The organism is Haemophilus sp. oral taxon 036, assembly GCF_002998595.1.
In the GTDB taxonomy this organism is placed as follows: Bacteria; Pseudomonadota; Gammaproteobacteria; order Enterobacterales; family Pasteurellaceae; genus Haemophilus; species Haemophilus haemolyticus_K.
Genome location: NZ_CP027235.1, coordinates 490865 through 513786, shown reverse-complemented (window position 1 = coordinate 513786; position 22922 = coordinate 490865). Strand labels below are relative to the sequence as shown.

Here is a 22922-nt window from a genome sequence, read left to right as displayed (position 1 = left end):
TAGTTAAGTGACTAAGCGTACAAGGTGGATGCCTTGGCAATCAGAGGCGAAGAAGGACGTGCTAATCTGCGAAAAGCTTGGATGAGTCGATAAGAGGCGTTTAATCCAAGATATCCGAATGGGGAAACCCAGTGGGTGAAGAATCCACTATCAACAAGTGAATACATAGCTTGTTGAGGCAAACCGGGAGAACTGAAACATCTAAGTACCCCGAGGAAAAGAAATCAACCGAGATTTCGTCAGTAGCGGCGAGCGAAAGCGAAAGAGCCTGTTAATGATAACAGCAGAGATAGAGGAATAAGCTGGGAAGCTTAGCGACACAGGGTGATAGCCCCGTACTCGACATCCAGGCTGTGGTACTAAGTTAACGAGAAGTAGGGCGGGACACGTGATATCCTGTTTGAAGATGGGGGGACCATCCTCCAAGGCTAAATACTCCTGATTGACCGATAGTGAACCAGTACTGTGAAGGAAAGGCGAAAAGAACCCCGGTGAGGGGAGTGAAATAGAACCTGAAACCTTGTACGTACAAGCAGTGGGAGCCCGCAAGGGTGACTGCGTACCTTTTGTATAATGGGTCAGCGACTTATATTTTGTAGCGAGGTTAACCGAATAGGGGAGCCGAAGGGAAACCGAGTCTTAACTGGGCGACTAGTTGCAAGGTATAGACCCGAAACCCGGTGATCTAGCCATGGGCAGGTTGAAGGTTGGGTAACACTAACTGGAGGACCGAACCGACTAATGTTGAAAAATTAGCGGATGACTTGTGGCTGGGGGTGAAAGGCCAATCAAACCGGGAGATAGCTGGTTCTCCCCGAAATCTATTTAGGTAGAGCCTTGAGCGGACACCTTTGGGGGTAGAGCACTGTTTCGGCTAGGGGTCCATCCCGGATTACCAACCCGATGCAAACTACGAATACCAAAGAGTGATACTCAGGAGACACACGGCGGGTGCTAACGTCCGTCGTGGAGAGGGAAACAACCCAGACCGCCAGCTAAGGTCCCAAAGTCTATATTAAGTGGGAAACGAAGTGGGAAGGCTTAGACAGCTAGGATGTTGGCTTAGAAGCAGCCATCATTTAAAGAAAGCGTAATAGCTCACTAGTCGAGTCGGCCTGCGCGGAAGATGTAACGGGGCTGAAATATAGCACCGAAGCTGCGGCATCAGACGTAAGTCTGTTGGGTAGGGGAGCGTTGTGTAAGCGGAAGAAGGTGTGTTGAGAAGCATGCTGGACGTATCACAAGTGCGAATGCTGACATAAGTAACGATAAAACGGGTGAAAAACCCGTTCGCCGGAAGACCAAGGGTTCCTGTCCAACGTTAATCGGGGCAGGGTGAGTCGGCCCCTAAGGCGAGGCTGAAGAGCGTAGTCGATGGGAAACAGGTTAATATTCCTGTACTTGGTAAAGCTGCGATGTGGGGACGGAGTAGGTTAGGTTATCGCACTGTTGGATATGTGCGTTTAAGTTGGTAGGTGGGAAGTTTAGGCAAATCCGGACTTCCTTAACACTGAGAGATGATGACGAGGCTCTAAGGAGCTGAAGTAACTGATACCACACTTCCAGGAAAAGCCACTAAGCGAAAGGCTTTACTAAACCGTACTGAAAACCGACACAGGTGGTCAGGTAGAGAATACTCAGGCGCTTGAGAGAACTCGGGTGAAGGAACTAGGCAAAATAGCACCGTAACTTCGGGAGAAGGTGCGCCGGCGTAGATTGTAAGGGCTAGCCCCTGAAGGTTGAACCGGTCGAAGATACCAGCTGGCTGCAACTGTTTATTAAAAACACAGCACTCTGCAAACACGAAAGTGGACGTATAGGGTGTGATGCCTGCCCGGTGCTGGAAGGTTAATTGATGGTGTAATCGAAAGAGAAGCTCCTGATCGAAGCCCCAGTAAACGGCGGCCGTAACTATAACGGTCCTAAGGTAGCGAAATTCCTTGTCGGGTAAGTTCCGACCTGCACGAATGGCATAATGATGGCCAGGCTGTCTCCACCCGAGACTCAGTGAAATTGAAATCGCCGTGAAGATGCGGTGTACCCGCGGCTAGACGGAAAGACCCCGTGAACCTTTACTATAGCTTGACACTGAACATTGAATTTTGATGTGTAGGATAGGTGGGAGACTATGAAGATGATACGCCAGTATTGTTGGAGTCGACCTTGAAATACCACCCTTTAACGTTTGATGTTCTAACGAAGATTGCGGAACGCGGTCTCGGACAGTGTCTGGTGGGTAGTTTGACTGGGGCGGTCTCCTCCCAAAGAGTAACGGAGGAGCACGAAGGTTTGCTAATCACGGTCGGACATCGTGAGGTTAGTGCAATGGTATAAGCAAGCTTAACTGCGAGACAGACAAGTCGAGCAGGTACGAAAGTAGGTCATAGTGATCCGGTGGTTCTGAATGGAAGGGCCATCGCTCAACGGATAAAAGGTACTCCGGGGATAACAGGCTGATACCGCCCAAGAGTTCATATCGACGGCGGTGTTTGGCACCTCGATGTCGGCTCATCACATCCTGGGGCTGAAGTAGGTCCCAAGGGTATGGCTGTTCGCCATTTAAAGTGGTACGCGAGCTGGGTTTAGAACGTCGTGAGACAGTTCGGTCCCTATCTGCCGTGGGCGTTGGAGAATTGGTTGGGGCTGCTCCTAGTACGAGAGGACCGGAGTGGACGCACCACTGGTGTTCCGGTTGTGTCGCCAGACGCATTGCCGGGTAGCTAAGTGCGGAAGAGATAAGTGCTGAAAGCATCTAAGCACGAAACTTGCCAAGAGATGAGTTCTCCCAGGTTATAAACCTGTAAGGGTTGTTTAAGACTAAGACGTAGATAGGCAGGGTGTGTAAGTGATGTGAGTCATTGAGCTAACCTGTACTAATTGCCCGAGAGGCTTAACTATACAACGCTCAAGTGTTTTTGGAAAACAGAGTGAAAGAAAAAGAAATTAACTAAATGTTCAGCTTGTAGCCAATGAAGAACATAGATAGAAATTAGAATAAAAGTTATCAAAGAATTATCCTGGCGGCGATAGTGCGGTGGAACCACCTGACACCATACCGAACTCAGAAGTGAAACGCTGTAATGCCGATGGTAGTGTGGGGCTTCCCCATGTGAGAGTAGGGCACCGCCAGGTTACCAAATATGAATCTAAATTAAATAAAATAAAATAAAAACAGAAGAACCCCAGTTGAAGGACTGGGGTTTTTGTTTTTTATAATCTATTCATGATTTCATGAAAAGAATTAAAGTAGAAGATAGAAATCTTATTTCAATAACGAGTTTTTACTTTTGTATTGCCTACAATATAATTTTAATAAATATACCTATTTATATCATTTAGAGTTTTGATTTGTTATATTTTTCAAATAGACTTTATATACTCATTTCTAATCTCATCTATTATGCTTAAAAATTTAGACGAAATAACTTCAAGTATTATCGCTGATTCCCAAAATAAAGAGTTTACAGAACGTGGAATTTTTCCTTTATTTTCGGCCCCTAAAACAGCTAGGATTAATATTGTTGGTCAAGCACCTGGATTAAAGGCTGAGCAAACTCGTTTATATTGGAATGATAAAAGCGGTGATCGTCTGCGTGATTGGCTAGGTGTGGATTACGATTATTTTTATAATTCAGGGATGTTTGCGGTTCTTCCTATGGATTTCTATTATCCTGGAAAAGGAAAATCTGGAGACTTACCTCCAAGGTCTGGGTTTGCAGAAAAATGGCATTCCCAGATTCTAGAAAATTTACCGAATATTCAGTTAACCCTTTTGATTGGTCAATATGCACAGAAATTTTACCTTTCGGATAATAAAAATAACGTAACTGAAACAGTTAAAAATTATCAAAAATTTTTACCGCACTTTATTCCTTTAGTTCATCCTTCACCTAGAAATCAATTTTGGATAGAAAGAAATCCTTGGTTTGGCGAAAAGGTCATTCCCGATTTGCAAAAATTAGTGAAGCGTATCATCAATGAATCAAAAGGGTAGTTGTCATATTTTTACTTTTTTCAATCTTAAGGCATTCATCAATACAGAAATTGAACTCATCGCCATCGCGGCGCCTGCAATGACTGGATTGAGAAAACCTAAAGCAGCAAGGGGTATGCCGAGAATATTGTAAATCAAAGCAAAAAATAGATTTTGTTTGATATTTTTCAAGGTCGCCCTTGCAATAAAAAGCGCATCTACAAGTTGATTCACCGAATGTTGCATAAGCGTTGCTGAGGCCGTTTGTTCTGCAATATCTGAACCTGATTTCATCGCAAAACTGACATTTGCAGCGGCTAAAGCAGGCGCATCATTTATTCCATCACCTACCATTGCTACAACATGACCTAGAGCTTTCAGCTTTTGAATTTGTTCCGCCTTATCTCTAGGACTGAGTCCACCAAAGGCTTTCTTAATGCCGAGTTGTTTAGCTATGTAATCCACGACAGATTGTTGATCGCCACTCATAATTACCACATCAATATTTTGTTGTTGTAAGCGTTGAATGGCGTGCAAGCTATCGTTTTTTAAGGTATCCGTTAGTGCAAATGCACCAATGGGTTCATCATTTATAGATACCGCGACAATACTCGCAATTTGCCAGACATCCTCTAAATTTTTAGGCAAGATTAAACCGCAATAATCTGGTTTACCGACTTTTATTGTTCCTACTTGTTCTAATTCGGCTTGAATGCCTTGACCAACTTCCATCTCTGAAAAAAGTGCGGTGGGAATGTCTAACATTTTTTGTTCTGCTGCTTGCACAATGGCTTTTGCAATTGGGTGGTTAGCTTGTCGTTCAACGGCTGCGGCAAAACGATACAAATCTTCTTCAGAATATACCGCACTTTGTGGCTGCCATAAAGCAGAGATTTCAAGCTCGCCTTTTGTTAGCGTGCCTGTTTTATCAAGCACAACAGTATCCACGTGGGCAGTTTCCTCCATCGCTGCTGCATTTTTAAACCATACGCCAGCATTGACCGTTTTACCTAAACCAACCATTATGGATGCTGGTGTGGCTAATCCCAAGGCACAAGGGCAGGCAATCACAAGCACGGATACCGCGTGAATAAGTGAAGACACACTATCATTAGTTAGAACGTAAGTGAGGGCGAAAGTAATAAGTGAAATCAGTAATACAGCAGGCACAAACACTGACGCAACTTTGTCAGCAAATCGTGCAATTGGCGCTTTTGAGCCTTGCGCATCTGATAATGCATTCATCATATCGCCAAGTAAAGTTTGGCTACCAAGCTGATTTGCTCGATAGATAATAGAACCTTCTGTTACCATCGCCCCAGCTAATACTTTTCCACCTTTCTGTTTTTCTTCTGGGCGAGATTCACCCGTTAAATGACTTTCATCACACCACCCATTTCCACTTTCAATTATACCGTCTGCCGCAATACGCTCGCCTTGATTCGCACGAATGATTTCGCCGATATTGACTTGATCAAGAGCAATTTCAGTCCATTTGTCATTACGTAGAGCAGTGACTTTTTTCGGTGTCAGTTGCAAGAGCATGCTTAAACTATTTAGGCTGTGCTTTTTAGTGCGCTCTTCAAGAAATTTTCCAAGACTGACAAAACTAATTACCATAACAGAAGCTTCAAAGTAAACATGCCCCATTGCATGATTGGCGTGGTAAAACAACATGAAAGCAGAATAAAGATAAATGGTGAGTGTTCCTGTACTGACAAGGACATCCATATTGGCAAGTCCACCACGAATACTACCGATTGCTCCGCGATAAAATGGAATGGCTAACCAAAGTTGCACAATGCTCGCTAATGCAAATTGCCAAATAGGGGGAAGCATCAAGCTATGTGAGCCACTCATCATGCTAAGCATACCAATTAGAAATGGAATATTGATTATCCAAAGTACGATTAATCGCCAAGGAAGTGATGTATTTTTTTCTTCTATTGGTAATTCGTTGGCTTGTTTGATATGAGCAGAGAAACCTGTTTTATGGATAATCTCTATAATTTGAGTTTCGCTTGCTTGCGTAGAGTCAAATACAACTTGTGCTTCTTCGGCGGCAAAATTCACTCCCGCTTGTTGCACAAATGGTTTTTTATTTAAAACTTTTTCAATGCGATTGGCACAAGATTGGCAGGTCATCCCACCAATCTGAATCGAAATTTTTTTACTCTGTGGCGTCAAATCCGGCATCTTCAATTACCTCAATCAACTGTGCAACATTAACTCGATTTTCATCAAAAGTAATATTTGCTTTCCCTTCTAATTGCACATCAGCAGACTGTACACCATCTAATTCAGTTAAAACTCGAGTAACACTTTTTACGCAACCGCCGCAATGCATGCCTTCTATGTTTAATGTGATAGTTTTCATTTTTACTCCTTGTGAGTCGTTTTATTGATGGCTACACTATAAACCTTTACGTAAGGTTAAGGTCAAGAAATTTTTTATGAATATTAGTGAAGCCGCAAAATTAGTAGGTTTATCTACGAAACAAATCCGTGATTATGAAAAAATGGGTTTAATTAAACCCGCTGTGCGTAGTTTGTCAGGCTATCGAAATTATGGAGAAAGTGATTTAGAAAGGTTGCATTTTATTCGACACTCACGCGATGTGGGATTTTCGCTACATCAAATCGCACAATTATTAGAACTACAAGATAATCCTAAGCGTAGCAGCCGCGAAGTAAAAGCGCTAACGGCTCAACATATTGCGATGTTGAATCAACAAATAGAACAGTTACAAAAGATGGTACAAGAATTGCAACGTTGGCATGATAACTGTCAGGGCAATGACTGCCCTGAGTGTTCAATTTTGAATGGGTTAAAAGGATAAATGGAAAGTGCGGTTAATATTCCCAGCTTTCTGGATCGACACCTAATTCACGCATAAGCACTTTAGCATCTTCGGGAATTTCATCGTTACGCTCTTTCATTAAATCTGCATCGGTGGGCAAAGGTTGACCGGTGAAAGCATGCAAAAATGCTTCGCAAAGTAATTCACTGTTAGTTGCATGACGTAAACTTTTTAATTGGCGGCGAGTGCGTTCATTCGTCAAAATTTCCAATACTTTGATTGGAATAGACACAGTGATTTTTTTTACTTGCTCGCTTTTTTTGCCATGTTCTGCATAAGGGCTGATATATTTTCCGTCCCAATCTGCCATAATTTACCTTAGTGCTTATTGATAACCTTACAAATTGTCCGTATTCTAATGAAAAATCAAATAAATAACAATCTAGACGGCTAAACTTCTATGTTAAAAAGAGAAAGAAAAGTGCGGTAATTTTTTAGATTAAATATAAAGAAACGCTAGACAGTACAGGGTTTTAGTGGTAATTTACGCCCATTCAAAGAGCATTGGCTCACCATTCGAATCATCAATTCTTATTAATTCCAATATTTATTCATTATGCATTTAACTGAACTTAAAAATACGCCTGTTTCTGATCTTGTGAAACTTGGCGAAGAACAAATGGGCTTAGAGAATTTAGCACGTTTGCGTAAACAAGATATTGTCTTTGCAATCTTAAAACAGCACGCCAAAAGTGGCGAAGATATTTTCGGCGGTGGTGTGTTAGAAATCTTACCGGATGGTTTTGGTTTTCTTCGTTCTGCTGACAGTTCCTACCTTGCAGGCCCCGATGATATCTATGTTTCCCCAAGTCAAATTCGTCGTTTTAATCTTCAAACTGGTGATAAAATCGAAGGCAAAATTCGTCCACCAAAAGAAGGCGAACGCTATTTTGCACTTTTAAAAGTCGATCAAGTTAATGATGACAAACCTGAAGTTTCTCGCAGCAAAATCTTATTTGAAAACTTAACGCCATTACATGCTAACTCTCGTTTAAGAATGGAGCGAGGAAATGGCTCAACAGAAGATTTAACCGCACGTATTTTGGATTTAGCATCACCAATTGGTAAAGGTCAACGTGGTTTGATTGTTGCTCCGCCAAAAGCGGGTAAAACCATGTTGCTGCAAAACATTGCGCAAAGTATCACGCATAATTATCCTGATGTGGAGCTTATCGTGTTATTGATCGATGAACGCCCAGAAGAAGTGACAGAAATGCAACGTTCTGTAAAAGGTGAAGTGATTGCTTCTACTTTTGATGAGCCTGCAACTCGTCACGTTCAAGTGGCAGAAATGGTAATCGAAAAAGCGAAACGTTCAGTAGAGCATAAAAAAGATGTGGTAATTCTGCTTGACTCTATTACGCGTTTAGCGCGCGCTTACAATACAGTCACTCCAGCTTCAGGTAAAATTTTATCTGGTGGTGTGGATGCTAATGCATTGCATCGTCCAAAACGTTTCTTTGGTGCTGCACGTAATGTGGAAGAAGGCGGCAGTTTAACTATTATTGCGACTGCGCTAGTAGATACCGGTTCGAAAATGGATGAAGTTATTTTCGAAGAATTTAAAGGTACAGGTAATATGGAATTACACCTTTCTCGTAAAATCGCAGAAAAACGTGTATTCCCTGCAATTGATTTCAATCGTTCAGGTACTCGTAAGGAAGATTTACTTACTTCACCTGAAGAGCTTCAAAAAATGTGGATTCTACGTAAAATTCTTAATCCTATGGGAGAGGTAGAAGCAATGGAATTCCTTATTGATAAACTTATGGTTGCAAAAACCAATGAAGAGTTTTTTGAAGTAATGAAACGCTCATAGAAAGAAATATTTTAAAACTCTTTTATATAGTCGGTACTCTTATAGGAGTACCGATTTTTTATTGTTCGAATTTACCGCACTTTTTATAAAAAAATTTTAACTTGATCACAATTTTAGAATTTGCTCTTTGAGATTCTCTATTTATCGGCATAACATAATACTCAAATTTTGTTAGGGCATATTTTGCTCTGCAAATTGACAAATTTAAGTAATTTATGCTTTGGAGCAAACTATGAAACCAACAGAAAAACTCAAATGGAACAAATTTGATGCAACATGGATGTTAAACCTTTTCGGTACGGCGGTTGGCGCAGGTGTCTTATTCCTACCGATTAACGCAGGGATGGGGGGATTTTGGCCGTTAGTTTTAATGGCAATTATTGTCGGACCTATGACCTATTTTGCTCACCGTGGCTTAGCCTATTTTGTACTTTCATCAAAAAATCCTGGCAGCGATATTACGGAAGTAGTTGAAGAACACTTTGGTAAAACAGCGGGTAAACTTATCACCCTACTTTATTTCTTTGCTATTTTCCCTATTCTTTTAATTTACGGTAACGGTATTACTAACACTGTCGATTCTTTCATTGTGAATCAACTTGGCATGGCGTCACCAAACCGAGCCGTTCTCTCTTTTGTATTAATTGCAATATTGATTTCCGTCATGCTATTTAATGAAAAAGTGATGTTAAAAATCACAGAATGGCTTGTTTACCCGTTAGTATTAATTTTATTCGCACTTTCTATTTACTTAATTCCAGAATGGAATGGTGCGATGTTACATGAATTCCCAACAGCAGGCGGTTTCATCACAACATTGTGGCTTACTATTCCTGTGTTAGTATTCTCATTTAACCATTCACCAGCAATTTCATCTTTCACTTGCTCACAATTCCGTGAATACAAAACTTTCGATGGTGCAGAACGCCATATCGGCCATACAGAAAAAGGCACCTCAACGATTTTGTTATTCTTCGTAATGTTCTTCGTATTTAGCTGTGTATTAACATTAACACCTGAAGAATTAGTGGCAGCAAAAGCACAAAATATCAGTATCTTGTCTTTCTTAGCGAATAAATTTGATAATCCATATATCTCTTATTTTGGCCCGCTTGTCGCATTCTTAGCGATTACTAGCTCATTCTTTGGTCACTATATGGGCGCACGTGAAGGCTTAGAAGGCTTATATTTGAAAATGAAAGGCGAATCTGTAAATCGTAAAAAACTCAATTATGCGACCGCTCTTTTCTTCTTATTCACTTTATGGGGCGTTGCGATTATTAATCCAAGTATCTTAGGCTTAATCGAATCTCTTGGCGGCCCAATCATTGCGATGATTTTGTTTATCATGCCAATGTACGCGATTCGCAAAATCCCAGCGATGAAACGCTACAGCGGACGTTTCAGCAATGTTTTTGTAACGATTATGGGATTAATCGCTATCTCTGCGGTTGTTTATGGATTATTATAAGCGCCCTTTAAAGTTTAGCGAATTTTGAGAAATTTATGATTAGCGTATTTGATATGTTTAAAGTGGGAATTGGGCCATCCAGTTCCCACACTGTCGGTCCGATGAAAGCCGGCAAACAATTTATAGACGACTTAATTGAACGAAATCAGTTTGAACAAACCGCTGAAATTCATGTGGATGTATATGGTTCTCTTTCAATGACAGGGAGAGGTCATAGTACGGATATCGCCATCATTATGGGGTTAGCGGGTTATTTACCACATAATGTGGATATCGATATGATTTCAGGTTTCATCGAGAAAGTGAAACAAACTGCTCTTTTACCAATTAATGTTGGTCAAAAAACGGTAAAATTTGATTTTGAAAATAATCTCATTTTCCACCGCACTTTTTTAAAATTGCACGAAAATGGCATGACAATTACCGCTCTTGATGAAAATCGCACAGAACTTTATCGCCAAACCTATTATTCGATCGGGGGTGGTTTTATTGTCGATGAAGCCCATTTTGGCCAAGAAGAAAAAAATACGGTCCAAATGCCTTATCCTTACAAAAATGCAGAAGATATTTTGAAACATTGCAGTGATAACGGCTTAATGCTTTCCACTGTGATGCTAGAAAATGAAGTCGCCTTGCATGGCAAAGAAGCTGTCAGTGCTCATTTAGAGAATGTCTGGAAGACGATGCAAGCTTGTATCGAACACGGTATTCACACTGAAGGAATTTTACCTGGGCCATTACGTGTGCCACGTCGTGCAGCATCTCTTTATCGTATGTTGCAAGCAAATACTAATTTGTCCAACGATCCAATGCGAGTGATCGACTGGGTTAATATGTTTGCGCTTGCTGTCAATGAAGAAAATGCAGCGGGTGGACGTGTAGTCACAGCACCAACAAACGGCGCATGCGGGATTATTCCTGCTGTATTAGCTTACTATGAGAAGTTCATCTCACCATTAACATCTGAAATCATTGAACGCTATTTATTAGCAGCAGGGATGATTGGTTCACTTTATAAAATGAATGCTTCGATTTCTGGCGCAGAAGTGGGTTGCCAAGGTGAAGTGGGTGTAGCCTGTTCAATGGCTGCTGCGGGACTAGCTGAAATTTTGGGTGGCAATCCACTGCAAGTATGCATCGCAGCTGAGATTGCAATGGAGCATAACTTAGGATTAACTTGCGACCCTGTCGGCGGTCAAGTTCAAGTACCTTGTATCGAACGCAATGCAATTGCTTCAGTTAAAGCAATCAATGCATCACGTATGGCTTTACGCCGTACCACTAATCCAAGAGTAACCTTGGATAAAGTGATTGAAACAATGTACGAAACAGGCAAAGACATGAACGCCAAGTATCGTGAAACATCTCAGGGCGGACTTGCAGTTAAGATTGTGTGTTCTTAGTAGAGGTAAAAAAGGATTGAGCAATGCTCAATCCTTTTCATTTTGTTAACAACAAATATCTTGTACCACAAATTGAAGTGCATGGCGTGCAAATTGTTGCTTTTTTCGATGTTTTAAACGTCTTAAACGTGAATTTCGAGATAAAGAGGTTTGTTGTAAATTGGTTTTCTTTTTAAGAAAAGTTTTGCGTTTTAACATTTTATTTATCCTTTTTTCCTTTTATTTCTTCTGAATTTTCAACCGCACTTTCATTGTTGGCATTATCATTTGTTGTTTGATTTTCTTGGACCCGATGATAATTCACAATGCTATTCATATAGCGGCGAATATTTTCTACATATTGATGGGCTTCATAGCCTCGTGCATAGCCGTATTTCAGTTGGGAATAATAGCGTTTTTCTGCTAATAAAGGCAGATTTTTTTTCACATCGAGCCAATTATCTGGATTTCCTCCAAGGTTTTTAGTTAAACGACGTGCATCAATTAAGTGGCCTAGTCCCATGTTATAGGCGGCTAAGGCAAACCAAATTCTTTCTTCTTTTTCAATGGTTTCTGGAATTTGACTAATCAGCCAGTGTAAATATTCTGAGCCCGCTTTAATGCTTTGTTCAGGATCTGTTCTATCGCTGATTTTCATATGTTGCGCGGTATCTTTAGTTAACATCATTATGCCACGCACGCCCGTAGGCGATGTTGCATCAGGATTCCAATGAGACTCTTGATAAGCGACGGCCGCGAGTAATCGCCAATCTAATTCACCTTTGTATTTTTCAAAGAGCGGTGAGAATTGTGGCAGTGTATTTTCAATTGCGTTCATATAAGAGCGCGTATCCACGTAATCAAATTGTGAAATATGCCCTAAATATTTTTCTTTTAAATTATCGACTAGCCCTGTTTCTTGTGCATTATTCATAAAATTGAGTAAGGCAGCTTGCAGATCATTGTAGGCATTATTCGGTAAATACCAGTGAATGTTTGCTTCATCAGTAATATCAAAGGCAATGGCTAATTCTGGTTTGATTTGTTGGATAGCCGCGATATCAATGGAATTGGCAATAACGTAAGGAATTTTGCCTTCAGACAGCTGTAGCAATAGTTCTTCTTGAGTAAACGCTTGATTTCTTTTCCAAGTTAATTGTGGATATTGTTTTTGTAATTCTTTTAGTTTTTCTTCCAATGATGAATTGTTAGCGATATAAATTTCTTTCTTGATATCGCCTAGATTTTTAGGGCGTTGTTCATTTTTTTGATAAGCTAATTGCCATGAAGCTGAATGATATGCTGGGCCAATTTGGAAATGTTCTGCATTATTAGGATGATATAAAAGGTGAGCCGCAGCTAAATCAATATTATGCTTATCTAGCTCATTAAATAATTGTTCTTGATTATCGAAAGTTTTAATTTCGAGTTCTACACTCAATGAATCAGCAAATGCTTTAGCCAATTCATATTCAAAGCCTCGTTCACCGTCTTTATTGATAAAATAAGAAATAGGGTTGTTTATTGTGCCCACAATGAGTGAGCCTCGTTCTTGAATTGCTGTATAGTGGTTTTCTTCAGCATAGCGTAGAAATTGCCATGGGAATACCATATCAATAGCCCAAAGCAATAAAGCCAAGGCAGTAATAATACGTAAAAAGAGACCTTTCAATGATTTTTCCTATATAAAAAGCTTGCGGGATTGTAGCTAGAATTTAAGCAATAGACAATAAAAAGCCCCTTGAGGTTCAAGGGGCTAAGCTTTGTTCACCGAATAGTGCTAAATTTTAAATGATGCAAAAAACATTAGGAAACAGCACTATTCTTTATATCGTAAGGATATTACCCTCGGCGATCACGGCGTGGTTTATCGCTAAAAGAGCGGTTACTTTTTTCATTAAATTTACGATTTCCACGATTGTCATTACTGCGTTCATTACGTCCGCGTTCTCCACGGAAATCGCCACCACGGCCTTTACGTTTACCATTAAAATCATCGCCACCGCGAGAACTATCAGACTTCACAGCACCTAAGAAAGACATTTGCATTTGTTTATTCAATACGCGTGTTTTACCGAATTGTTGCAATAATTCTTTCGGCATACCTTGTGGCAATTCAACGGTAGTGTGGTCATCATAAAGTTTGATATGACCAATATAGCGGCTATTGATATCACCTTCGTTAGCAATCGCACCCACGATATGGCGAACTTCTACACCATCCGCACGACCGACTTCGATACGATATAAATCCATTGGTTGTGGATTTCCATAGCCTTTACGTTCTCCACGACGTTCAGCTGAACGTGGATTGTCACGGCGATCACCTCGTTCATTACGTTCACGACGACGTTTTTCCATTGGTGGATCTGGTGGAAGAATTAATTTTTGTTTGCCTTGTAGCAACATTAACATTGCAGCTGCAATATCTTCTTGATCTTGATCGGCTGTGAATAAGTCTTCTAATAAACTACGATATTGTTCTAAATCGTGATGCTCGAGTTGTTTCGTAATTTTTGCGACGAATTTTTTGCGGCGGCATTCTTGTAACACAAGATGATTTGGCAATTCTACTTCATTGATACCTTTTTTCATTAGGTGTTCAATATTACGAAGTAAACGACGCTCACGAGGCTCAACGAATAATAAAGCACGACCAGAACGGCCTGCACGACCAGTACGTCCAATTCGGTGCACATAAGATTCTGCATCAAGCGGAATGTCGTAGTTCACCACAAGGCTGATACGCTCAATATCAATACCGCGTGCGGCCACATCGGTTGCCACAACAATATCTAAACTGCCGTTACGTAAACGATCGAGGGTTTGTTCGCGGAGTTGTTGTGTCATATCACCATTAAGTGCGGCAGAACGGAAACCATTTTTTTCAAGTAGTTCTGTAATGTCTAAAGTAGCTGTTTTAGTGCGAGCAAAGATAATTGCCGCATCAAAATCTTCCACTTCTAAGAAACGAAGAAGGGCTTCATTTTTACGCACGCCGTGCACATACCAGCAACTTTGGTCGATATCTGGGGCATTTTCGTTATTAACTTTGATCTTCACTTCTTTTGGATCATTCATAAAACGTTTCGTAATACGACGGATCGGTTCAGGCATTGTTGCAGAGAATAACGCTGTTTGGTGATTTTCTGGTAATTCTGCCATGACGGTTTCTACATCATCAATGAAACCCATGCGTAGCATCTCATCTGCTTCATCTAATACGATAAAACGAAGTTCAGAAAGATTTAATGTTCCGCGACGAATATGGTCAAGAATACGACCAGGTGTACCCACAACCACTTGTGCGCCTTGTTTTAGTGCACGAAGCTGGATGTCATAACGTTGACCACCATATAAGGTAACAATGCGCGAGCCATGAGCATATTTAACAAATTGTTCGCACGCATCGGCAACTTGAATAGCAAGTTCTCGAGTAGGCGCCATCACTAACATTTGTGGATGTTTTTCACTTGGATCGATTTGCGCTAATAAAGGCAGTGCAAAGGCAGCGGTTTTACCACTACCCGTTTGTGCCATACCTAGCACATCATTGCCACTGAGCAAATGTGGGATACAAGCTTGTTGAATTGGAGAAGGGGTTTCAAAACCTAAGTCAGAAACAGCTTTTAAGATGAACTCAGGTAAGCCTAAGTCATTAAAAGTAATTTTGTCAGTCATTAAAATACTCGAATATAAATAAGGAAAGCTCAAAGAGGCCTTCGGTTTATTAAGTTGAGCAAAGCGAATGAATTTTTCTATTCGTTCTACTGCAAAGAGCGGTGAGTTTTGGATTGATTTTTAGAAAACAATCGCTTTTGTTACCGCACTTTTCTCTTCTTTTTCGTCTTCTGTTTGAACCGGTTTTAATTTCATTAGTTCAAACGCGGCAAAACGATACTCAACAAAGTTATAAACCTGATTTGCCATAGCTAGTTTAAATAAAGCTGCTGCTTCATCTACTAGCCCTACATTGAGTTTTTGTTTTGCTAGATAAAAATAGGTTTCTGTGAGAATTTCAGCATATTGTTGTGAATTTTCGGCAAATTCACTCGCACGTTGTTGTAATTCTTCTACAGAGATGTGTCCTAAGTAATATTGAACGATGTGTGTACCCCAAAAGTCCTCTGATAGCCCTTTTGCTCGTTCAACAAGGTTTGTTTGGGCTTCCTGTGGTTTTAATTTTTGTTCGTTCAAATATAGCCATAAGACACGATAGGGATCTTTTGTATCGGCTTGGTAGAACTGTAAGAAATCTTGCTGAGCAAGATGGTAGCGCCCTACATAATAAAAATTTAAACCACGATTAAGGTGGGTATAGTCATAACTTGAATCTAATTCAAATACCGTATTGAATGCTTCCAATGCGCCGTCGTAATCTTCTTCAAGCAATAAATAAAGCCCTAAGTAATTGTACACAGATGCCATTTTAGGCTGTAATGTAAGGGCTTGAGTAAAATCGTAACGAGCAAGGCCCCATAATCCAAGGGAATCATAGAGTACGCCACGTTCAAAATGTAGCGATGCACGTTCTTCATTACTCATTTTTCCAACAAGTAGTACTTGGCTTAACCGCACTATCATCACTTCTTGTTCAAAGTGAGTATTCGGATTTTGTTCAGCCAACACGACATGATTTTTAGACACAAAACCACCCCTAGACTGAACACAGCCTGCAAGGAGTAAGATCGCACATAAGCTAAATAAATAGACTATAAAATGACGAGATAAGCGAAAACACCGCATTTGCTTTCTTGATGCCTAAAAGTTGGAAAACAACAAAACTTGGTAGCGAGTGCTACCAAGTTCTGATTCGATATTCCAAGATTATTCTTGTTCTTCTACAGAATCTTCTTGGTTAATTTCAGTTTCTTGTTTTGGAGCCAAGTCTTTCATTGTTAAACGAATACGACCTTGACGATCGATTTCAACAACTTTTACGTTTACTTCTTGGCCCACTTGGAGGTAATCGCTAACTTTTTCTACGCGCTCTTCAGCAATTTGAGAAATATGAACTAAACCTTCTTTATTTCCAACGATTGCTACGAATGCGCCAAAATCAGCAAGGCGAGTGACTTTACCTTTGTAAATTGCGCCAGTTTCAACTTCTGCAATGATTTCTTCAATACGTCCCATTACGTTTTTCGCTGCATTGCTATCTACTGCGGCAATTTTCACTGTACCATCATCATCGATATCGATAGAAGTGCCAGTTTCTTCAGTTAGTGAACGAATTGTTGCACCACCTTTACCAATGACGTCTTTGATTTTTTTAGGATCAATTTTCATTGTATAGATGCGCGGTGCATAATCGGAGATATCAGCACGTGGAGCAGGGATTGCTTGTTCCATTACACCAAGAATGTGCATACGTGCACTTTTCGCTTGGTTTAATGCAATTTGCATAATTTCAGGGGTGATACCTTCAATTTTGATGTCCATTTGAAGTGCTGTTACACCTTCGCGTGTACCCGCTACTTTAAAGTCCATATCACCTAAGTGGTCTTCATCACCTAAAATATCTGAAAGCACCACGAATTTCTCTTCTTCTTTCACTAAGCCCATTGCGATACCTGCAACAGCAGCTTTGATTGGTACACCTGCATCCATTAACGCCAAAGATGCACCACATACAGATGCCATAGAAGAAGAACCGTTAGATTCAGTGATTTCAGATACAACACGCACAACATACGGGAATTCTGCAAGGCTTGGCATAACAGCCGATACACCGCGTTTTGCTAAACGACCGTGACCAATTTCACGACGTTTTGGTGAGCCGATCATACCGGTTTCACCTACAGAGTATGGAGGGAAGTTGTAGTGGAATAAGAAGTGATCTTGACGTTCACCTGTTAATTCATCAATGATTTGTGCATCACGTTCAGTACCTAACGTTGCAACAGCTAATGCTTGCGTTTCACCACGGGTGAAAATTGCAGAACCGTGAGTACGTGGTAATACACCAGTACAAATATCTAATGCACGAACGGTATCAACGGTACGACCATCAATACGTGGTTCACCAGCAATGATACGGCCACGAACGATTTGGCTTTCAAGTGCGGTGAAAATATCCACGATTTTACCTTCACTGATTTCTTCATCTTCAGCTGTGATTTGCGCAATCACATCTGCTTTAATTGCATCGATCTGTTCGTAACGAGCTTGTTTTTCAGTAATGCGGTATGCATCGCCTAAACGTGCTTCAGCAATTGCTTTTACTTTGTTGATTAAATCTGTATTTGGTTGTGGCGCAACCCAATCCCAACGTGGTTTGCCTGCTTCTTTTGCAAATTCTTTGATTGCTTCAACCACAACTTGTTGTTGTTGATGACCGAATACTACTGCCGCTAACATTTGTTCTTCAGTTAAAATGTCAGCTTCAGATTCAACCATTAATACGGCTTTGTCTGTACCTGCAACCACTAAGTCCAAACGGCTTTGTTTTTGTTCAGCCATCGTTGGGTTTAATACGAATTGGTTGTCAATAAAACCAACACGCGCCGCACCGATAGGGCCATTGAAAGGCACGCCAGATAAGGTTAATGCTGCAGAAGCACCGATCATTGCCACTAAGTCAGGGCTGATTTGTGGGTTTACAGAAACCACAGTTGCCACAACTTGGATTTCGTTGAAGAAACCTTCTGGGAATAATGGGCGAATTGGACGGTCGATTAAACGTGCAATTAAGGTTTCGCCTTCAGATGGACGACCTTCACGTTTGAAGAAACCACCTGGGATTTTACCTGCTGCATAAGTACGCTCTTGGTAGTTTACAGTTAATGGGAAGAAGTCTTGACCTTCTTTTACATCTTTTTTAGCAACAACAGTCACGAATACCGTGGTATCGTCCATGCTTGCCATGACCGCAGCCGTTGCTTGACGTGCAATTGTGCCGGTTTCTAGAGTAACGGTATGTTGACCGTATTTAAATTGTTTAACAATTGGATTCACAATGTTTTCCTTAAAATTTATATTAAAAACAATGCTTTATTTTCCAGATTGCGACTAGCAAAAGAAATCTTTTGTAAAAATAACCGCACTTTCGAGCGCTTAAAATTGCTTTTGATAGCCGCACGCTAATGTAGAAAATAAAGCCTGAGCATTATACAGGATGTTTTGCCTTAGTGGGTAACTTTATTTCACATTGTCAACTTGTTATGATTGTGTCACTTTTATTTTGCTCTAAAAAGTTGATTGTGACTCACTCAAATTAGATTCCCCTTATGAAATATAATGTAATTATGGCTAGTGATGCCAACTATCTTCCTTATGTAGAAATTACACTGAAATCTTTATTAATGCACCATGAAAATCTCTCTGTTTTTATTTTACATACAGGAGATATTTCTGAGTCGTGGCAAAATGATCTTCAACCTTATTTTGCTAAACGCTATTCAACATTACAATTAGTTCATATAGATAAATCAGAATTAGATTCTTTTAGTGCAAATAATTATATTACTTCTGCTACTTATTTAAGATTTTATATTGATCGCTTACTTCATTATAGTGATATTCCTTATTGGATTTATCTTGATTGTGATATCGTGCTTAATGGCAATATTACGCTTCCTTTTGAATGCTTAGATTTTTCTAGTCATTCATTGGCCGCAGTTTTAGATCCTTATGTAACTCGCATAGGCCATCCTTATAAGAATAGGGATTATTTTAATGCGGGAGTTTTATATTTTAATATGGAGAAGTATCGATTAGGTATTTCATCATTTTCTAAAGAATTAGTTGAATTACATGAAAAGTTAAAAGAAAGTTTAATTTATGGTGATCAAGATATTCTAAATTACTATTTTGAGGATCAGTGGATTCCATTAGACAAGCGTTATAATTTTCAATTAGATCATATGATTTCAATTAATAGTTTTGATATTTCTCCTGTTATTTTTCATTTTACAGGTCCTCATAAGCCTCTCGATAATATTTTTTCTGAGAATACTTGTGTTAATGCCGTAATTTCATTGTTTAGACTTTATGCGTCAATAACTTGGCAAGATATTTGCTCTCTTCCACTCGGTACTGTAAGAGCGAATTGGACTAATCAAGAGAGATGATGTAATCGGTAACTTTATTTCATTTAACTGACTTGGTATCATAGGATAACTTTTATCCACGATAAGGAAAATTCTATGATTATTAGCAACTTAACCAGCCCTAATTTTAAAGTTGGTTTACCAAAAGTGATTGCTGAAGTATGTGATTATTTGAATACGTTAGATTTGAATGCGTTAGAAAATGGTCGCCATGATATTAACGATCAAATTTATATGAACGTAATGGAACCAGAAACTGCAGAATCAAGCAGTAAAAAAGCAGAGTTACATCATGAATACTTAGATGTTCAGGTGTTAATCCGCGGTACGGAAAATATAGAAGTTGGCGCTAATTATCCTGATTTGTCTAAGTATGAATCTTACAACGAAGCGGATGATTATCAACTTTGTGAAGATATTGATGATAAATTCACCGTCACAATGAAGCCAAAAATGTTCGCTGTATTTTATCCTTACGAACCTCATAAACCTTGCTGCATAGTGAATGGAAAAACAGAAAAAATTAAAAAATTAGTCGTAAAAGTACCTGTTAAATTAATTTAATTTTTGAAAAAGGGCGGTTAAACATGTTTTTGTTTTTAACCGCCCTTTTTTATTATTTAATCACCGTAATTGACCATTTTGCATCATCAATTTGCTCGAAGTTTGTCACTTCATAGCCTTCTTCTGCCGCCCAAGCAGGAATGGCTTCAGTAGCTTGGGTGCAGTCAAATTCAATTTCTAGGCCATCGCCTTTATTTAACTTAGCCATGGCTTCCTTAGCTTCAACGAGAGGAAAGGGGCAAACAAGTCCGAGTGTTGGTAATTTAATGATCATATAAACTCCTTATGATGCTTTTGCTAGTTTTAAACGTTGTGGTCGGATAATGGTGAAGTAGGCGGCTACCCAAGTGCCGAGAATCATCAATGGCAATGATACCCAACCTTGCCAGGAGAAAAAGGCTGTTTCGACTAAGCCATTACCGATAGAACAGCCCCCCGCAAGGGTTGCGCCAATACCCATAAGAATACCGCCGAGTCCGCTGCGTAGAATCGTGGTGGCATCCGGTACGCGGACACGAAATTCATTGCTTGCTTTCGCGCCGATGAATGAGCCGATAAAAATCCCTAAAACTAAGAATACGCCCCAGTTAATAAATTTACCGTCGCCAGTAACGAGGAATTGCATAATATTAGCGGATGGACCCGTGATCCCAAGTCCAAACTCACGACCAGTAGCGATACTGAGTGGCCAAGCAGCAAGTGCGATTAATCCGATTAATACAGCAGAGAAAAATGGGTGCCAGCGTTTTTCAAATAATAAGTGAGCAAGTCCCGTTTTCTTTGGTTTTAATGCCGCGATTTTTACGCTTGGTTTACTGAGATGTTTGTATACATAAAAGGCTGTCACTAAAGTTAATAATGCGACTAACCACCAAGGTGAAATACCGAATGTATCGTAAATGTTGCGTTGTTCGATATTGATACTGCGTAAAGCTTTATTGAATTCGCCTAATGGGCCGGTGCGCATGATGGCACTTAATAATATATAAGTGAATAACGCGACCCAACTGCCGACTAAGCCTTCTGCAGCTCGGTACCATGTGCCTGTTGCACAACCGCCAGCAAGAACAATGCCGATACCAAACACAAAGGCACCGATAATCACGGCTAGAAAAGCAAAATTTTCAGCCGGATCCACATTTAATATACCGATTTCTTTTAAGAGAAAGAAACCAATAGATTGCACGGTAATCGCCAATAAAAGGGCTACAAACATTTTGTTATTTTTGGTGACATACATATCGCGAAATGCGCCAGCAATACAAAAGCGCCCACGCTGCATCACAAATCCGAGTAAAATTCCGCAAAGTAATCCGGTTAAAAGCATAAATATTCCTTCTATTTTAGAACTAAGTAGGTTGGTATTTTCTAAAAAAATAAGAAGGTAGCGCCAATAACTTTTAGCTAGAAAATATGTTTTTTTGATATAAAAAAAGTGCAGTCAAAAATTTGAGTGTTTTCTGACCGCACTTTGTCGTAAGTTATCTTAGTGTTAAGGGCAGGGTTTACTCACCATAATTTCAATTACTTGGCGATCGATGTGGTGCATACTCTTCGAAGCAATTGAGCATAGATTATCGATAGTGCGATCGAGATCATGCTCAACGATACCTTCATTGCCCGTAACGTGGGTCTCATCCATTGCCATAAGTACTGATTTATAGCCTGAAGCAACGCTGGTGGAGACTTTCATTGCACAGCTATTCGATGCTCCATCGCAGATAATGCCACTGATATCGCCGATCATGCTGCAAATCCCCATGCTCACTGTTTCGAATTTACCTGTAAGTAAATAAGCGATACCTGCACAGCTTCCCATTGATGCGGTTGTTACTGCGCAAAGCGCAGAGAGTTTGGGTAATTTACTGTGGATATAAATGGCCATTAAGTGTGATAAGAAGAGGGCGCGGAGACGTTTTTCTTCACTCACGTTTAAATAATCGGCGACCACAACTACGGGCATAGTGGCGGCAATACCTTGGTTGCCTGAACCTGAATTACTCATTGCCGGTAATGTAGCCCCACCCATGCGGGCATCGGAGGCGGCGGTGGTTTCAATCATTATTTTACTGAGTAAATCATCCGACATTAAACCGCTACCGACTTGTTTGCGTAGCGTTCTACCAATATGTAGGCCGTAATTTTCCCGTAATCCTTCGTTAGATAGTGCACGATTGATCTCAGCGGCTTGTCCGATAAAGTGGATTTTATCGAGCCCAACTTCACAAGAAAATTCAAAAATTTCACGTGCGCTCACCTGCTTGAAAATATCATAAGGATCACAATCAGCGCATTTATCGTGCTCTTTCTCAAAAATGATCTCGCCATTTTTTTCAATCAAAATGATGTTAGTGTGTTGATCTTGAATGGCGACTTTCACTCGGTCATTATCCGTAAACAACACCGCTTCTGAATATAAAATATGCTCGGTTTGATGAATATCCACATTAACGAGCTTTTTATCAAGCATCGCTTTAGCTTGGGAAACTTGCTCTGGCGTGATGTGCTTTAACACTTCTAACTCACCTTCAGGGTCACCGCCCAAAGCACCAATCGCTGCGGCAATTGGTAAGCCCACCATGCCGGTTCCTGGTACTGCAACGCCTAACCCATTTTTCATTAAGTTAGGAGACACTTTGGCTTCAATGCGTTCAGGTATTTTTCCTAAATATTTAGCCGCTGTTGCTGCTGCAAGTGCCAGAGAAATAGGCTCAGTACAGCCAAGTGCGGGAACCACATCGCGTTCTACAATTTGAATTAATGTTTTTTCGATTTCGTTGAGTCTTTCTTGATTCATAAAA

Annotated in this window: 18 protein-coding genes and 2 rRNA genes; 9 read left to right on the top strand and 11 right to left on the bottom strand. The window is 40.2% G+C overall.

Features of this window, described 5'->3' with window-relative positions; genetic code table 11:
* Nucleotide 1 precedes the first annotated feature (1 nt).
* The 3 genes from C3V42_RS02455 (at nucleotide 2) to C3V42_RS02445 (ending at nucleotide 3994) form a co-directional block, all read left to right on the top strand.
* A 23S ribosomal RNA gene (locus tag C3V42_RS02455) occupies nucleotides 2-2898 on the top strand.
* 118 nt (nucleotides 2899-3016) lie between these two features.
* A 5S ribosomal RNA gene (gene rrf / locus C3V42_RS02450) occupies nucleotides 3017-3132 on the top strand.
* 268 nt (nucleotides 3133-3400) lie between these two features.
* Nucleotides 3401-3994 (top strand): uracil-DNA glycosylase family protein, encoded by a 594-nt coding sequence (locus C3V42_RS02445; RefSeq protein WP_106013529.1) that lies wholly within the window; start codon nucleotides 3401-3403, stop codon nucleotides 3992-3994.
* Between the two features lie 3 nt (nucleotides 3995-3997).
* Here C3V42_RS02445 and C3V42_RS02440 read toward each other — a convergent pair whose 3' ends face one another.
* Both C3V42_RS02440 and C3V42_RS02435 read right to left on the bottom strand, forming a co-directional pair.
* A complete protein-coding gene (locus C3V42_RS02440) occupies nucleotides 3998-6169 on the bottom strand; it encodes a heavy metal translocating P-type ATPase (protein ID WP_106013528.1) in 2172 nt (723 codons plus the stop codon).
* The gene (locus C3V42_RS02435; protein ID WP_005634291.1) at nucleotides 6144-6350 is read right to left on the bottom strand and encodes a heavy-metal-associated domain-containing protein; all 207 of its coding nucleotides are present in this window, start codon (nucleotides 6348-6350) and stop codon (nucleotides 6144-6146) included. Before C3V42_RS02435 ends, C3V42_RS02440 begins: the two co-directional genes overlap by 26 nt.
* Before the next feature lie 76 nt (nucleotides 6351-6426).
* On the opposite strand from C3V42_RS02435, the gene cueR reads away from it, so the two are divergent.
* Nucleotides 6427-6813 (top strand): Cu(I)-responsive transcriptional regulator, encoded by a 387-nt coding sequence (gene cueR / locus C3V42_RS02430; RefSeq protein ID WP_106013527.1) that lies wholly within the window; start codon nucleotides 6427-6429, stop codon nucleotides 6811-6813.
* A 13-nt stretch (nucleotides 6814-6826) separates the two neighbouring features.
* Here cueR and metJ read toward each other — a convergent pair whose 3' ends face one another.
* Nucleotides 6827-7144, bottom strand: a complete 318-nt coding sequence (gene metJ, locus C3V42_RS02425; protein WP_005634287.1) for a met regulon transcriptional regulator MetJ — start codon at nucleotides 7142-7144, stop codon at nucleotides 6827-6829.
* Between the two features lie 246 nt (nucleotides 7145-7390).
* On the opposite strand from metJ, the gene rho reads away from it, so the two are divergent.
* The 3 genes from rho (at nucleotide 7391) to C3V42_RS02410 (ending at nucleotide 11527) form a co-directional block, all read left to right on the top strand.
* Nucleotides 7391-8653: a transcription termination factor Rho gene (rho, locus tag C3V42_RS02420; protein WP_048954295.1), complete on the top strand. Its 1263-nt coding sequence runs from the start codon at nucleotides 7391-7393 to the stop codon at nucleotides 8651-8653.
* Between the two features lie 232 nt (nucleotides 8654-8885).
* The gene (locus C3V42_RS02415) at nucleotides 8886-10124 is read left to right on the top strand and encodes an HAAAP family serine/threonine permease (protein ID WP_106013526.1); all 1239 of its coding nucleotides are present in this window, start codon (nucleotides 8886-8888) and stop codon (nucleotides 10122-10124) included.
* A 35-nt stretch (nucleotides 10125-10159) separates the two neighbouring features.
* On the top strand, nucleotides 10160-11527 hold the full coding sequence (locus tag C3V42_RS02410; protein WP_106013525.1) for an L-serine ammonia-lyase: 1368 nt from the start codon (nucleotides 10160-10162) through the stop codon (nucleotides 11525-11527).
* A 45-nt stretch (nucleotides 11528-11572) separates the two neighbouring features.
* On the opposite strand, the gene C3V42_RS08655 is transcribed toward C3V42_RS02410, so the two are convergent.
* The 5 genes from C3V42_RS08655 to pnp all read right to left on the bottom strand — a co-directional run bounded on the left by C3V42_RS08655 (nucleotide 11573) and on the right by pnp (nucleotide 18463).
* Nucleotides 11573-11725 carry a hypothetical protein gene (locus C3V42_RS08655; RefSeq protein ID WP_164994211.1) on the bottom strand — a complete coding sequence of 51 codons (153 nt, stop codon included), beginning with the start codon at nucleotides 11723-11725 and terminating at the stop codon, nucleotides 11573-11575.
* 1 nt (nucleotide 11726) lies between these two features.
* Nucleotides 11727-13178: a membrane-bound lytic murein transglycosylase MltF gene (gene mltF / locus C3V42_RS02405; protein ID WP_106013524.1), complete on the bottom strand. Its 1452-nt coding sequence runs from the start codon at nucleotides 13176-13178 to the stop codon at nucleotides 11727-11729.
* A gap of 170 nt (nucleotides 13179-13348) precedes the next feature.
* Nucleotides 13349-15187 (bottom strand): DEAD/DEAH box helicase, encoded by a 1839-nt coding sequence (locus tag C3V42_RS02400; protein WP_106013523.1) that lies wholly within the window; start codon nucleotides 15185-15187, stop codon nucleotides 13349-13351.
* A gap of 120 nt (nucleotides 15188-15307) precedes the next feature.
* Nucleotides 15308-16252: a lipoprotein NlpI gene (gene nlpI, locus C3V42_RS02395; RefSeq protein WP_106013522.1), complete on the bottom strand. Its 945-nt coding sequence runs from the start codon at nucleotides 16250-16252 to the stop codon at nucleotides 15308-15310.
* An 81-nt stretch (nucleotides 16253-16333) separates the two neighbouring features.
* On the bottom strand, nucleotides 16334-18463 hold the full coding sequence (gene pnp / locus C3V42_RS02390) for a polyribonucleotide nucleotidyltransferase (RefSeq protein ID WP_106013521.1): 2130 nt from the start codon (nucleotides 18461-18463) through the stop codon (nucleotides 16334-16336).
* Nucleotides 18464-18735: 272 nt separating this feature from the next.
* Here pnp and C3V42_RS02385 point away from each other — a divergent pair, with 272 nt between their 5' ends.
* Nucleotides 18736-19578: a glycosyltransferase family 8 protein gene (locus C3V42_RS02385; protein WP_106013520.1), complete on the top strand. Its 843-nt coding sequence runs from the start codon at nucleotides 18736-18738 to the stop codon at nucleotides 19576-19578.
* Between the two features lie 75 nt (nucleotides 19579-19653).
* The gene (gene nanQ / locus C3V42_RS02380; RefSeq protein WP_106013519.1) at nucleotides 19654-20121 is read left to right on the top strand and encodes an N-acetylneuraminate anomerase; all 468 of its coding nucleotides are present in this window, start codon (nucleotides 19654-19656) and stop codon (nucleotides 20119-20121) included.
* Between the two features lie 52 nt (nucleotides 20122-20173).
* Here nanQ and C3V42_RS02375 read toward each other — a convergent pair whose 3' ends face one another.
* The 3 genes from C3V42_RS02375 to C3V42_RS02365 form a co-directional block, all read right to left on the bottom strand.
* Nucleotides 20174-20395 carry a sulfurtransferase TusA family protein gene (locus C3V42_RS02375; RefSeq protein WP_046938969.1) on the bottom strand — a complete coding sequence of 74 codons (222 nt, stop codon included), beginning with the start codon at nucleotides 20393-20395 and terminating at the stop codon, nucleotides 20174-20176.
* A gap of 9 nt (nucleotides 20396-20404) precedes the next feature.
* Nucleotides 20405-21448, bottom strand: coding sequence for a YeeE/YedE family protein (locus C3V42_RS02370; RefSeq protein WP_106013518.1), 1044 nt, complete (start codon nucleotides 21446-21448; stop codon nucleotides 20405-20407).
* Nucleotides 21449-21613: 165 nt separating this feature from the next.
* On the bottom strand, nucleotides 21614-22918 hold the full coding sequence (locus C3V42_RS02365) for an L-serine ammonia-lyase, iron-sulfur-dependent, subunit alpha (RefSeq protein ID WP_106013517.1): 1305 nt from the start codon (nucleotides 22916-22918) through the stop codon (nucleotides 21614-21616).
* Nucleotides 22919-22922: the final 4 nt, after the last annotated feature.